Source organism: Mesorhizobium sp. M7A.F.Ca.CA.001.08.2.1, assembly GCF_003998455.1.
GTDB classification, from domain to species: Bacteria; Pseudomonadota; Alphaproteobacteria; order Rhizobiales; family Rhizobiaceae; genus Mesorhizobium; species Mesorhizobium ciceri.
On sequence record NZ_RZPW01000008.1, the window covers coordinates 1 to 12697 of the forward strand.

Sequence of the window (12697 nt, forward strand, 5' to 3'; positions counted from 1 at the left end):
ACATCCTGAGATGCGTCGGGCCCGGTCTGGGTCGGATCGGCGGTCTTCCCGGATGCCGTGATATGCTGGTTCATGAATATTCCTGTTCCCGAAAACGCAATCGCGGCCCGCGCCTGAGCGCGGACCGCTGTTGCTCTCGAACCGGGCTTCCGGCCGAGGACCGGATCAATAGGCGCTGAGGCCGGTGCCCTTGTAGACCTTGTCGAACTCGGCCTTCACCGCCTCGTTCTGATAGGAAGCCACCAGCGTCTTCACCCAGGCCTCGTTCTCGTTACCGGTCTTCACCGCGATGAAGTTGCGGTAGGGATTGTCGGCGATAGGCTCCTGCGCGATGCGGTTTTCCGGCGACAGGCCGCTTTTCAGCGCCCAGTCGGTGTTGACTACGGCCGCATCGAGATCCTCGACCGAGCGGCCGACGATACCGGCGTCAAGTTCCTTGATCACCACCTTCTTCGCGTTCTCGGCGATGTCGGCGGTGGTGGCCAGAATGCCGGTGCCATCCCTGAGCTTGATCACGCCCTCGTTCTGCAGCACGCGCAGCGCCCGGCCTTCGTTGGAAGGGTCGTTCGGCACGCCAATGACCGCGCCCTCGGGCAGGTCGGCAACCTTGCTGAACTTCTTAGAGTAGAGGCCGATCGGCCAGACGCCGGTATAGCCGACACGGACGATGTGGTAGCCTTGCGTCTTGATCTGGTTGTCGAGATAGGGCTGGTGCTGGAAGGCGTTGGCGTCGATCTCGCCGCGCTCCAGCGCCTCGTTGGGCTGGGTGTAGTCGTTGAATACCACCGTCTCGATGGCAAGGCCCTTTTCGGCGGCTTGCGCGACGACGACGCGCCAGACGTCCTCGTCCTCGCCGCTGATGATGCCGACCTTGATCGCCTTCTTGTCCTCGGCAAACGACGCATGCGGTGCAATCAGGCTGCCGATCGCGACGACCGAGGCGAACAGCAGAGCAAGGCCACTGCGCCGGTTGACGGTTGACCCGGGGGAAGATGGCAAAGTGTTCTTGAAGTCAGTCATGATTGATCTCTGCGGTTGTGAAGTCATGGCAGCGAGGCGGATTGCCTAGCCTTGGTCGCATCCTCAGAAATTCTATCAAGTTTATCAAAGAACGCGTTTCGCCATTCTCGCCAAAGCCGGGAATATTCTCTCAAAATTTTCAAGAGCGTGAGCAAAAGCCGCCGCTTGACCGGCCGCAGCGGATCGCGGCGCTATCTTGCGCGCGTCTGGAGGTCGTCAGATTCTCAGAGAGCTCAGCGTGCCGTCAAAGCGCGATCCAGGCCGTCTTCAGTTCCAAATATTTCTCCAGCGCGTGCAGCGACTTGTCGCGGCCGAAGCCGGACTGCTTGACGCCGCCGAGCGGCACGGTGATGTCGGCGCCGCCATAGGTGTTGACGTGGACGACGCCGGCATTGATGGCGCGCACCATGCGATGCGCGGTGGAGAGATTGGCGGTCCACACCGCGGAGGCAAGCCCGTAGACGGTCGAATTGGCAAGCCGAACCGCCTCCTCCTCGGTCTCGAAGCGCATGACGCCGAGCACCGGCCCGAACACCTCCTCGCGGGCAAGCTGCATGTCCTGTGTCACATTCTCGAAGATCGTCGGCGCCATGTAGCTGCCTCCGGTCTCGGTCAGTATGCGCTCGCCGCCGGTGACCAACCGGGCGCCTTCTTCGGCGGCCTTGGCGACGAAGCCGAGGTTCTTGTCCAATTGCTCGGCGCTCGACACCGCGCCGACGTCGCTTGCGAGATCGAGCGGATCGCCGACCCTAAGCCGCGTGGTTGCCGAGAGAAGTTCGTCCATGAAGCGGTCATAGACCGACGCCTGGACGAGCAGGCGCGAGCCGGCGACGCACACCTGGCCGGAATTGCGGAAGATGCCGTTGGCAGAGACCACCGCCGCCTGTTTCAGGTCGGGGGCATCGGCAAAAACGATGTTGGGCGACTTGCCGCCGAGTTCGAGGAAGACACGCTTAAGGTTGGAACGGGCGGAATAGTCGAGCAGCCGCCGGCCGACCGGCCCGGAGCCGGTGAAGGCGATGGCGTCGACATCCATATGCAGACCGAGCGCCTCGCCGGTGACCGCGCCAAGCCCGGTGACGACGTTGAGCACACCGGCGGGCAAGCCGGCCTCGCTTGCCAGTTCGGCCAGCCGCAGCAGCGTCAGCGAGGCGATCTCCGGCGGCTTCACCACCACGCAATTGCCGGCGGCAAGTGCAGGCGCGATCTTCCAGGCACCGATCATCAGCGGGAAATTCCACGGCACGATGACGCCGACGACGCCGAGCGGCTCCTTGTGGATCAGTCCGAGCACATTCTCGGCCGTCGGCGCGATCTCGCCATAGACCTTGTCGATGGCCTCGGCATAGTAGCGGATGGTGCCTGCCGCCGACAGCGGTTCTGCCTTGTAGGCCATGCCGATCTCGGTGCCGTTGTCGCGCACACCGAGCACGGCGAGCTCATCGGCGTGTTTCTCGACCAGCTCGGCGAATTTCGTCAGCACCTTCTTGCGAAAGGCGGGTGCGGCGCGCGACCACGAACCCTTCACGAACGCCTTGCGCGCCGACTTCACGGCGCGGTCGATATCGGCGGCGTTGCCGTCGGCGATGCTGGCGAAAGGTCGGCCGTCGATCGGCGACGTCACCGGCAGGCTTGCGCCGCCTGTTGCCTCGACCTGCACGCCATCGATGAACAGGCCCTGCGCGCCGATCTCCGTCTTGCGCAGCGTTTCGATGGCATTCTGACTGATCATTGGTGACGGACTCCAAGGGAAACATGCAATGTGGTTGGCGCGCGGAATTCCCAGCCGCGAAACACCGGTTCCCTGCCCGGCACAAGGCTGAGATCGGGGAAGCGTTGGAGCAACAGCTTCACCGCAAGGCACATCTGCTCGCGTGCGAAGAACCGGCCCGAACAGAAATGATGGCCGAAGCCGAAGGCGGCATGGTTGCCTTCGTTGCGGTTGATGTCGAAGCGGTCGGGATCGGCAAAGCGACTCTCGTCGCGGCTTGCCGAAGCGACGAGGGCGGCGACGGCAGCGCCGGCCGGGATCGTCACGCCGCCAAGCTCGACTGCCCGCGTCGTCTGCCGCGTCTGCGTGCCGATCGGCGCCACCCAGCGCAGGCCCTCGTCGACCGCCCTCGGCACGAAAGTCTCGGGATCGGCGAGCACCTGCCGCAATTGCTCGGGATGAGCCAGCAGGCCGGCGAGGATCGAGCCGGCGCCATGTCCGGGCTCCTGCATGCCGCCAAGCAGGATGACCTTGATGCTCGGCATCAGAAAGTCGATCGGCCGCGTCGTGCCCTCCGGCATGCCGTCATGCAGCATATGCGACAGCGCCGAGTCATCTGGCTGGCGCGCAAGTCTTTCCAGCGTCGGCAGGATGGCGTCGCCGACCTCGGCACTGATTGCGTCGGCGATCTCCTGCCGTTTCGGATCGTTCTCGAAATTGATGGCGCCCTGGGCAAGGCCGTAGAACCAGCGGCGCAGCGTCGGCATATCGATGCCGGCAAGGCCGAGCGAGCGCGCCAGGCTGAGCGTCGACACCGGCTCGAAATAATCGGCCATCAGCTCGGCGGAGCCCTGGTTGACGATCCGGTCCAGAAAAGGTTCGGCAATCGACCGCACGAGGTCGCCGGCATAGGCGGCGACGGTGCGCGGCCGGTATTTCGGGTCGACGCCTTGGCGCAGTTGCTTGTGCGTCTCGCCATCGGTGGTCAGGATGGTCGGCTTGCCGAAGGAGACGCTCAACTGGTGACGAGCCGACGACGGCGGAGAAGATCTCGGGCGACTTGGCGACGCTCTCGACATCCTTCCAGCGGGTGACGAACCAAAGATTGACCGCCGGCACGAAAGCGACCGGCGCACTGCGCCTGAGCTCTGCATAGATCGGGTAGGGATCGGCTTCCAATGCCTCGACGGTGATATTTTCGGCAAAGCTCAAATCCGCCACTCCCCTTGTGGTGTAAGGGGCGGCGTGGCATGCCGCCCCTTTGCTTTTCTCAATCTTTCAGCGGCTGGCCGAGGTTTTTGAACGCGACCGGATCGCGGCTCTTCAGCGCGCTGGCCAGCAGCAGGCCGACGATCGCGGCGATCAGCACCAGCCCCGGCAGGAACACGCCAAGGAAACCGCCGGCTCCCGACAGGCTGCCGAAATTGATGACGATCAAATAGATGATGATGACGAAGGCGATGAAGGTCAGCCCGGGCAGGATGGTGGTCTTCAGCGCATTCTCGTGGGCCGCCGGGTTGGCGCGGAAGAACATCACCACGGCAAGCGATGCCACCGCCATCATCGCGATGACACCGAGCGTCGCGACATTGGTCAGCCACGAAAACAGCGCCAGCACCGGATCGAGGCCGAGCACGGCGAACAGGCCGACAACGACCGCGGCGAGCACGCTCTGGATGACGGAAGCGACATGTGGGCTCTGGTACACCGGATGCGTCACGCCGATCGTCTGCGGCAACAGCTTCTCGCGGCCCGAGACGTAGATGTAGCGCGCAACCGCATTGTGGAACGCCAGCACGCCGGCAAACAGGCTCGACACGAACAGGATGCTCATCGCCTGCGAAAGCATCGTGCCGGCGTAGCGGTCGGACAGGCCGAACAGGAAGGTCGTCGGATCCTGCAATCCCTGCAGCGTCGGCAGCAATTTGTCGACACCGGCGCCGACCGCCATCAGCCATGCCGTGAGCATGTAGAAGACGCCGATCAGCACGACCGAGAAATAGGTGGCGCGCGGAATGGTGACCTTTGGGTCGCGGGCTTCCTCGGCATAGATCGTCGTCGCCTCGAAACCGATGAAGGCGGCGAAGCAGAACAGGATGGCGATGGCCGGCGAGCCGCTGACGATCTGGCTCCAGCTGAATGGCGCCGCCGACAGGCCGCTATCGCCGCCGGTCTTGAGGATGGCGATATCGAGGATCAGCACCACAAGATATTCGCACAGCACCAGCACCGTCAGGATCTTGGCGGAGAGGTCGACCTGCCGATAGCCGAGCACGGCGACCAGCGCGATGGCGATGAAGCTCCACACCCACCAGGGCAGGTTGATGCCCCAGCCGGCGAACAGGCCGGCGGTTGCGGCGCCCAGCAGGCCCATGACGCCGATCTGCATGGCGTTGTAGGACAGGATGGCGAGCAGCGCCGTGGCGCCGCCGGCCATGCTGCCGAGGCCGCGTGCGGCATAGGCATAGAAGGCGCCGGCATTGCCGACATGGCGTGACATGGCGACATAGCCGACCGCGAACAAAAGCAGCAGCACGGTCACGATGAGATAGGTGCCGGCAAAGCCGGCGCCATTGCCCATCAGCATGCCAAGCGGCGTGCCGCCGGCGACTGCCGTGAGTGGGGCGGCCGCAGAAATCACCATGAAGGTGATGGCGCCGACGCCAAGACTGTTCTTGCGCAGCCTGTTGGCCGGCGCCTGTTCCGAGACTGCTGTCATTGATCCCTCCTGTTTGCAAACCCTTGAGTTCGCCGGCCGAATGGCCTGTCCCATGCACTCTGGTGGTTGGTTCATTATTTGAACCGTTATTTTGAATATAGACTTGCAAACAATGCTGATGCCTGTCAAGTTAATTCACACGTTAAATGATTGTCCCGAACCGGGAGGCAAATTTGAGTACGGTCGGAAAAGCGATCTCGCTTCTGGAGCTGTTCAACGTCGACGAGCCCGAGCTCGGCCTGTCCGATCTGGCGCGCCGCTCGGGCTTCGACAAGGCGACGACAAGGCGGCTGCTGGTAGCGCTGGCCGGCCGTGGTTTCGTCGAGCAGGATGCGGGTACGCGGCACTATCGCCTCGGCGCCGGCCTGTCGCGGCTGGCGCGCATCCGCGAGGCGCGCTTTCCCTTCCTGCAGACGGCCGTTCCGCTGGTGCGGGACCTGGCCGCATCGACGGCCGAGACCGTGCATTTGTCGGAATTCGGCGTCGACAGGCTGGTCACCGTCCACGTCGAGCATCCAGCATGGGCAAACCGGGTCAACATCGACATCGGTCAGTTGCTGCCTTTGCATTCGACCGCGTCGGGCATCGCCTATCTGGCCTTCGCCCGCGACGAGGCCGTCAAGGCGTGCCTGACGGGTTCGCTCGATGCCTTCACGGCCCATACGCTGATCGAGCCGGCCGCCATCTCAAGATCCATGGGCGAGGCGCGCGAGCGCGGCTATTCGATCTGCGACCAGGGCTATGAGGAAGGTGTGATCAGCGTCGCGGCGGCAATCCGCGGGGCGGATGGCTTTGCGCTCGGCACCATCGCGGTGGCGGCGCCAAAGGCCAGAACGACGGCGGCCGCGATCACGGAGCGGGGACTTGCCGTGAGGGCGGCGGCACGGGAGATTTCCATGCGCCTCAACGGTGAAAACCTGCAAACCCTGAGGAGGCAGGCCTGATGCCCTCGGAGACAGCACCCCGCATCCTGGTCATCGGCACGGGCGACACAAAGGCCGAAGAGCTGTTGTTCATGAAACAGTGCATCGAGCAGTCGGGCGGCAGCGCCGTGATGATGGATGTCAGCGTGCTGGGCGACCCGCCCTACAGCCCGGACCACGATAAGCACGCCGTGGCGCGGGCGGTGGATGTGACGATCGCCGAGATCGTTTCGAGTGGTGACGAGAACACCGCCATGACGCTGATGGCCGGCGGCGCCGTGCAACTGGTGCGCAAGCTCCATCAAAACGGCGAGATCGACGCCTTCATCGCCATCGGCGGTTCGATGGGAACCGATCTGGCGCTCGACGTGGCGCTTTGCCTGCCGCTCGGCGTGCCGAAATTCGTCGTCTCGACCATCGCCTATTCGCACCTCATCCCACCCGAGCGCGTCGCGCCCGACCTGATGATGATCCTCTGGGCGGGCGGGCTGTACGGCCTCAACTCGATCTGCAGGCTGGTCCTGTCACAGGCCTGTGGTGCGGTCGTCGGCGCGGCCAGGATCGTGCTGGAGACTCGCATGTCGGCTCCGGCAATCGGGCCGACCATCGGCATGACCTCGCTCGGCAGCAGCTGCCTGCGCTACATGAAGACGCTGAAGCCGGCGCTGGAACAGCGCGGCTATGACGTTGCCGTCTTCCACACCACCGGAATGGGCGGCCGTGCCTTCGAATCGATTGCCGGTCAGGACCATTTTTGCGCGGTGTTCGACTTCAGCCTGCAGGAGATCACCAACCATCTCGCGGGCTCAGTCGTCAGTTCCGGCGCCGACCGGCTGGAGAATGCCGGTGCCCGCGGCATTCCGCAGATCGCAGCACCCGGCGCGGTCGACATGGTCGACCTGCCGACCTGGCAGGATTTGCCGGCTAAATTCTCGAAGCGGCCGTTTCACGCCCATAACAGGCTGATCGCTTCGATCACCGTCGATGCCGACGATCGCCGCCAGGTCGCCAGGACCATCGCCGCCAAGCTCGGTGCCGCCAGAGGCCGCTCCGCCTTCATCCTGCCGTCCCAGGGCATCCAGGAATGGGACGTGGAGGGCGAGCCGCTCTATGAGCCGGAAGCCCTGGCCGCCTTCACTGACGAAATTCGCAAGGTCATTCCCGCCGGCGTCGAGTTCCACGAGATCGACGCTCACATCAACAGCGACGACTTCGTCGGCAAGGCGCTCGAGATCTTCGACCGCTGGGTCGAGGAAGGCATCGTCCCGCGCGGCAAGCCGGCCGAGGGAGTGGCGGCGTGAGTGCTGTTCCCGCCCAGGCGCTTGTCCTCGATTTCGGCGGCGTCGTCACCCGCACGCTGTTCGAGACCCACGCCTTGACCGAACAGGCGCTCGGCCTCGCGCCGGGGACGCTGCAATGGCGCGGGCCGTTCGATCCGGGCAGCGATCCGCTGTGGCGCGCCATGCAGGCCGACGAGATCAGCGAGCGTGACTATTGGCGCACACGCACAAGCGAGGTCGGCCGTCTGGTGGGCGAGGACTGGCAGGCGATGGAGACCTTCGTCCGGCGCGCGCGAGGGGCCGAGCCGGAAAAGGTGGTGCGGCCGGAGGCTGACAGCACCATTCGCACGGTGCATGCCGCCGGTTTTCGACTGGCCATCCTGTCCAATGAACTCGACCTGTTCTACGGCGCCGACTTCCGCCAGCGGCTGCCGTTGCTCGGCCTGTTCGATGTTATCATCGACGCCACTTACACCGGCATCCTCAAGCCCGATCCGCGTGCCTATGCCTTCGTCACCGAGGCGCTCGGCGTGCCGGCCGGCGCTTGCGTCTTCGTCGACGACCAGCGGCGCAATGTCGATGGCGGCTGTGCTGCCGGCATGCGCACGGTGCATTTCGACGTCGCCCGCCCGGCTCATTCCTATGCCGAGGCCCTCGGCCATTTCGACCTCGTCCCAGTTGCCTGAGATTTTTGCGGAGTCCATTATGCGCGACATCAATTTTCTCACCGAAACCAACGCCAAGCCGATCTGGCATCCGATGGCGCATCCGGCCGAGATGCGGGCCAACCCGCCAAAGGTGATCATGAAAGGCGAGGGTGTGATGGTCACCGACATCGCCGGCAACACCGTGCTCGACGCCGTCGGCGGCCTGTGGAACGTCAATCTCGGCTACAGCTGCGACCCGATCAAGAAAGCGATCGCCGACCAGCTTGGCGCGCTGCCCTATTATTCCGGCTTTCGCGGCACCTCGACCGGCCCGTCGATCGAGCTCGCCTACGAACTCTGCGAATGGTTCGAGCCAGAAGGCATGGTGCGGACGTTTTTCACTTCGGGCGGCTCGGATTCGGTCGAAACGGCACTTCGGCTGGCGCGGCAGTACTGGAAGATCCGTGGCCAGGCCGACCGCACCAAATTCATCGCCTTGAAGAAAGGCTATCACGGCACGCATTTCGGCGGCGCGTCGGTCAACGGCAATGCCAATTTCCGCCGCAACTACGAGCCGCTGCTGCCGGGCGTCTTCCACATTCCCGCGCCCTGGACCTTCCGCAACCCGTTCGACGAGACCGACCCAGTGCGGCTGGCAAAACTCTGCGCCAGGGCGCTGGAGGACGAAATCGCCTTCCAGGGCGGCGATACCATCGCCGCGTTCATCATGGAGCCGGTTCTCGGCGCCGGCGGCGTTATTGTTCCGCATGAGAGCTTCATGCCGCAGGTGCGCGAGATCTGCGACCGCCACGAGATCCTTTTGATCGCCGATGAGGTTGTCACCGGCTTCGGCCGCACCGGCGCATGGTCGGGTTCGCGTCTGTCCGGCGTGAAGCCCGATTTCATGACCATCGCCAAGGCGATCACTTCGGGTTATTTCCCGCTCGGCGCCACTTTGATCGGCGCCAAGGTCGCCGATGTCTTCGAGGCCGACAAGACCAGCTTCGGCGCCATCGGCCATGGCTATACCTATTCCGGCCATCCTGTCGGCTGTGCCGCGGGTCTGGCGGCGCTTGCCGAGACCAAACGGCTGCGCCTGAACGAGAACGCGGCCGCGCGTGGTGTCGAACTCGCAGCCGTGCTGGAGGGGCTGAAGGCGAAGCATGCGATCGTCGGCGATGTCCGGTACAAGGGCCTGATGGCGGCGCTGGAGCTGGTCTCGGACCGCGCGACGAAAAAGCCCGCCGACAAGAAGACCATGGCATTGGTTTCGGAGGCGGCCTACGAGGCCGGCGTCATGCTGCGCGTCTCCGGTAACGCCATCATCCTGTCGCCGCCGCTTATCGTCAGCGCCGCGGATGTCGCGAGGATCGGCGAAGCATTGGATGCAGGCCTGTCGAAGGTCTGACGGTTTATTGGAGAGAACGGAGTTTCGAGACGCAATGACTCAACCGCAAGAAGCGCTGGTTAGCCGGCGCTCGCGCCTGCTCGGTGCGAAATCGCAATTGTTCTATGACGAGCCCGTGCACCTGGTGCGCGGCGAAGGCGTCTGGCTCTACGATGCCGACGGCCGCAAATATCTCGACGCGTACAACAATGTCGCCCATGTCGGCCACTGCCAGCCCTATGTGGTCGAGGCCGGCCCGAAAATCTCCTCCTGCGCGATGCGCATGCCGTTGGTCACGTTGGTGAACAGGGTCGGGCCGACATAACTGCCGCCTCCCGGCCCTTCGACCTTGCCGCCGCCGACGGCCAGCGTCGCCCCCTCCGACCTGCCGATGTCGATATAGGACAGCACCTTCTTTTCATGCACCGGATGAATCAGCGGCCCGACCACCGTTTTCGGATCGAGCGGGTGGCCGACGACGATGCGCTTCGCCCTCTCCGCGACTTTGGCGGTGAAGCTTTCATAGATCGAGGCTTCGACCAGAAGCCGCGACGACGAGGTGCAGCGCTCGCCATTCAGCGAATAGATCATGAATACGGCGGCGTCGGCGGCGCGCTCGAGATCGGCGTCGGCAAAGACGATCACAGGGTTCTTGCCGCCAAGCTCGAAATGCACGCGCTTCAGCGTGCCGGCGCCTTGCTTCATGATCATCGAACCGGTGCGGCTTTCGCCGACAAAACCGATCGCCTTGATGTCGGGATGCTCGGTCAGCGCCTTGCCGGCGTCTTCACCAAGGCCGTTGACCAGGTTCCATACGCCTTTCGGCAGGCCGGCCTCCTCGGCGATCTCGACCAGCAGGCGGGCGGTCAGCGGCGAGAATTCAGCCGGCTTATGAACCACGGTGCAGCCGGCCGCCAGCGCTGGCGCAATCTTCCACGTCGACAGCATGAACGGTGTGTTCCACGGCGTGATGATGCCGACCGGGCCGATCGGCACCCGCGTCGTCATATTGACCTGGCCTGTCGTACGCAGTGTCTCGCCGTCGCGCGCTTCGGGCGCGCGGTCGGCGAAGAAACGGAAATTCTCGGCACCGCGCAGCGCTGCCTTGGCCATGAACTTCAGCGCCTGGCCGGTATCCATGCATTCGACAAAAGCGATCTCCTCGGCGCGCGCTTCGATTGCGTCGGCGATTTTGTGCAGCAGCTTCTTGCGTGCCTCGCCAGGCATGGCCGCCCAGGCTGGGAACGCCGCCTTCGCCGCCTTGGCGGCGCGGTCGATGTCGGCGGCGCCGCCGCGCGCGACGCTTGCCAGCGGCTTGAGGTCGACCGGCGACAGCGTTTCGAACGTCGCGCCATCGAGGGCCGGCACCGCCTCGCCGCCGATCTGGTTCAAAACGCCATCGCGCTTGAAGCGGGCCAGATAGGCCTCGGCCTGGTTCAGTTTGCCTTGCAGGTCGGACATGTCGGGTTCCGTCACTTGCCGCGCAGCCGCGGGTGGATTGCGTTTTTCTTCCAGCTGAGCACCGGGTCGATTTCCCGGATTTCGAGCGACAGGGCGAAATGCGGGGTCTCGAACAGGGTGGCAAGGTATTCGCTCACCGCCGCGAAGACAGCCTCGCCGGTCCGCTTCTTCTCTTCCGGGCTGCGGCCGGTGCCGATGCGAAACGACATGTCGAGAAAAGCGTTTTCCGGCAGGCTGTCGGCCATCGCGTAGGCCTCGGCGCGAAAGGCCCGCACCCGCACGGCGCCGGTCTCGAACAGCCCGGTGTCCAGCACTGTGCGCAACACCAGCGCGCACAATTCGTCCATATCGACCTTGGCATCGAGATTGGCCGAATACTCGATGGAGAAGTGAGGCACGGCGCTTCGTTTCCCTGGGTTATTGCTTTGTTGTAGTTAACGCGTTAATTACATGCGGCATCCGCGAAGTCAAGTCTTGCATCGGCCTTGGCGCAACGATACGGGATGGCAGGAACGGGCCCCGGCAGGCGGATTCGACCGAGGGAAGGCCTGTTTCGATCGCAAGCGTGGGAGGCTCTTTTTTGCTGCCTGAAAACACCCGTCGTTCCCTGCCGATGGCGCTGCTTCATGCCCGCGAAGCGGTGATGGCGCGGTTTCGGCCGATGCTTGCGGCGCATGACGTGACCGAACAGCAATGGCGCGTGCTGCGTGTGCTCAGCGAAGCCGGCCCGGTCGAGGCGACGGAACTTGCCGATCGCGCCTCGGTTTTGCCGCCCAGCCTGACGCGCATCATCAAGGCGCTCGAGAGACGCAAATTCATCACCCGCAACAAGGCCGAAGGCGACGGCCGCCGCGTCGTGCTGACCATTGCGCCTGCCGGCTCCGCCCTGATCGACGCCCTGTCGCCCGAGCGTCGCGTCATCTATGACGACATCGAACAGCGTTTTGGGCATGAGAAGCTGGAGCAGCTCCTCGACCTCTTGGAGAGCTTGATCGACGGCGAGAGCTGAGCGGTCCTGGCCGTTTCGTCCAGGCTCACCCGCCAAAGCTGCCCAACCGTGTCGGCTGCGTATAATTCCGGTCGACATAGAGCAGGGCCGAGCCGCCGCTGCCGTGCCGGACATCGATGACGCGGCCGATCATGACATTGTGCGTGCCGACGACATGCACGGTCTCGATCTCGCAATCGAAGTTGACGATCGCATCCGACAGCGCCGGCGTGCCGGAGGTCAGCGTCTGCCAGCGCGCCGAGGCGTAGCGCGCCTCCATGTCCCTGGTCGCGCCGGCGAACTTTCCCGCCAGATGCATGTGGTCATGCGTCAGCACGTTGACGCAGAAGCGCCGGTTGGACAGGAACATGGCGGCCTGGGTCGAGCGCCCGTTCATGCACACGAGCAGCGTCGGCGGCTCGTCCGAGACGCTGCACATGGCGGTGGCGGTGAAGCCGCCGCGTCCTGCCGGCCCGTCTGTGGTGACGATGTTGACCGGCGCGCAGACCCTCGCCATGGCGTCGCGGAAATCGGCTTTCGAAATCTGCGTGGCCATGTGAT

At 64.3% G+C, this 12697-nt stretch carries 11 protein-coding genes and 2 pseudogenes; 6 read left to right on the forward strand and 7 right to left on the reverse strand.

Annotated features, from left to right (window positions below; genetic code table 11):
* Nucleotides 1-165: 165 nt before the first annotated feature.
* The 4 genes from EN914_RS01145 to EN914_RS01160 form a co-directional block, all read right to left on the reverse strand.
* On the reverse strand, nt 166-1020 hold the full coding sequence (locus tag EN914_RS01145; protein ID WP_013528557.1) for a MetQ/NlpA family lipoprotein: 855 nt from the start codon (nt 1018-1020) through the stop codon (nt 166-168).
* A gap of 244 nt (nt 1021-1264) precedes the next feature.
* Nucleotides 1265-2752: an aldehyde dehydrogenase gene (locus EN914_RS01150; RefSeq protein ID WP_024502136.1), complete on the reverse strand. Its 1488-nt coding sequence runs from the start codon at nt 2750-2752 to the stop codon at nt 1265-1267.
* On the reverse strand, nt 2749-3750 hold the full coding sequence (locus tag EN914_RS01155; RefSeq protein ID WP_245265298.1) for a cytochrome P450: 1002 nt from the start codon (nt 3748-3750) through the stop codon (nt 2749-2751). Before EN914_RS01155 ends, EN914_RS01150 begins: the two co-directional genes overlap by 4 nt.
* Nucleotides 3751-4001: 251 nt before the next feature.
* Complete coding sequence (locus EN914_RS01160; RefSeq protein WP_024502135.1) at nt 4002-5450, reverse strand: APC family permease; 1449 nt, start codon at nt 5448-5450, stop codon at nt 4002-4004.
* Between the two features lie 173 nt (nt 5451-5623).
* Here EN914_RS01160 and EN914_RS01165 point away from each other — a divergent pair, with 173 nt between their 5' ends.
* The 5 genes and pseudogenes from EN914_RS01165 to EN914_RS01185 all read left to right on the forward strand — a co-directional run.
* Nucleotides 5624-6394, forward strand: coding sequence for an IclR family transcriptional regulator (locus EN914_RS01165; protein WP_024502134.1), 771 nt, complete (start codon nt 5624-5626; stop codon nt 6392-6394).
* Complete coding sequence (locus tag EN914_RS01170; protein WP_024502133.1) at nt 6394-7674, forward strand: Tm-1-like ATP-binding domain-containing protein; 1281 nt, start codon at nt 6394-6396, stop codon at nt 7672-7674. Before EN914_RS01165 ends, EN914_RS01170 begins: the two co-directional genes overlap by 1 nt.
* Nucleotides 7671-8339 carry an HAD family hydrolase gene (locus EN914_RS01175; protein WP_024502132.1) on the forward strand — a complete coding sequence of 223 codons (669 nt, stop codon included), beginning with the start codon at nt 7671-7673 and terminating at the stop codon, nt 8337-8339. Before EN914_RS01170 ends, EN914_RS01175 begins: the two co-directional genes overlap by 4 nt.
* 19 nt (nt 8340-8358) lie before the next feature.
* The gene (locus tag EN914_RS01180; protein ID WP_024502131.1) at nt 8359-9708 is read left to right on the forward strand and encodes an aminotransferase class III-fold pyridoxal phosphate-dependent enzyme; all 1350 of its coding nucleotides are present in this window, start codon (nt 8359-8361) and stop codon (nt 9706-9708) included.
* 34 nt (nt 9709-9742) lie between these two features.
* Nucleotides 9743-9940: pseudogene (locus tag EN914_RS01185) on the forward strand (aspartate aminotransferase family protein); the annotation flags it as partial.
* Here EN914_RS01185 and EN914_RS01190 read toward each other — a convergent pair.
* Nucleotides 9931-11148: pseudogene (locus EN914_RS01190) on the reverse strand (aldehyde dehydrogenase family protein); the annotation flags it as partial. The pseudogenes EN914_RS01185 and EN914_RS01190 sit on opposite strands and share 10 nt — an antisense overlap.
* A gap of 11 nt (nt 11149-11159) precedes the next feature.
* Complete coding sequence (locus EN914_RS01195; RefSeq protein WP_024502128.1) at nt 11160-11546, reverse strand: 5-carboxymethyl-2-hydroxymuconate Delta-isomerase; 387 nt, start codon at nt 11544-11546, stop codon at nt 11160-11162.
* Nucleotides 11547-11761: 215 nt separating this feature from the next.
* On the opposite strand from EN914_RS01195, the gene hpaR reads away from it, so the two are divergent.
* The gene (gene hpaR / locus EN914_RS01200; protein WP_245265301.1) at nt 11762-12157 is read left to right on the forward strand and encodes a homoprotocatechuate degradation operon regulator HpaR; all 396 of its coding nucleotides are present in this window, start codon (nt 11762-11764) and stop codon (nt 12155-12157) included.
* A gap of 25 nt (nt 12158-12182) precedes the next feature.
* Here the strand turns inward: hpaR and EN914_RS01205 are convergent, their stop codons facing one another.
* Entirely contained in the window at nt 12183-12692 is a 510-nt protein-coding gene (locus EN914_RS01205) for a flavin reductase (protein ID WP_013528541.1), read from the reverse strand.
* Nucleotides 12693-12697: the final 5 nt, after the last annotated feature.

Coding starts and splice junctions, on each gene's coding strand:
- EN914_RS01205 (WP_013528541.1), bottom strand. CDS start 12,692: ATGGCCACGCAGATTTCGAAAGCCGATTTCCGCGACGCCATGGCGAGG.
- EN914_RS01145 (WP_013528557.1), bottom strand. CDS start 1,020: ATGACTGACTTCAAGAACACTTTGCCATCTTCCCCCGGGTCAACCGTC.
- EN914_RS01180 (WP_024502131.1), top strand. CDS start 8,359: ATGCGCGACATCAATTTTCTCACCGAAACCAACGCCAAGCCGATCTGG.
- hpaR (WP_245265301.1), top strand. CDS start 11,762: ATGGCGCTGCTTCATGCCCGCGAAGCGGTGATGGCGCGGTTTCGGCCG.
- EN914_RS01150 (WP_024502136.1), bottom strand. CDS start 2,752: ATGATCAGTCAGAATGCCATCGAAACGCTGCGCAAGACGGAGATCGGC.
- EN914_RS01170 (WP_024502133.1), top strand. CDS start 6,394: ATGCCCTCGGAGACAGCACCCCGCATCCTGGTCATCGGCACGGGCGAC.
- EN914_RS01160 (WP_024502135.1), bottom strand. CDS start 5,450: ATGACAGCAGTCTCGGAACAGGCGCCGGCCAACAGGCTGCGCAAGAAC.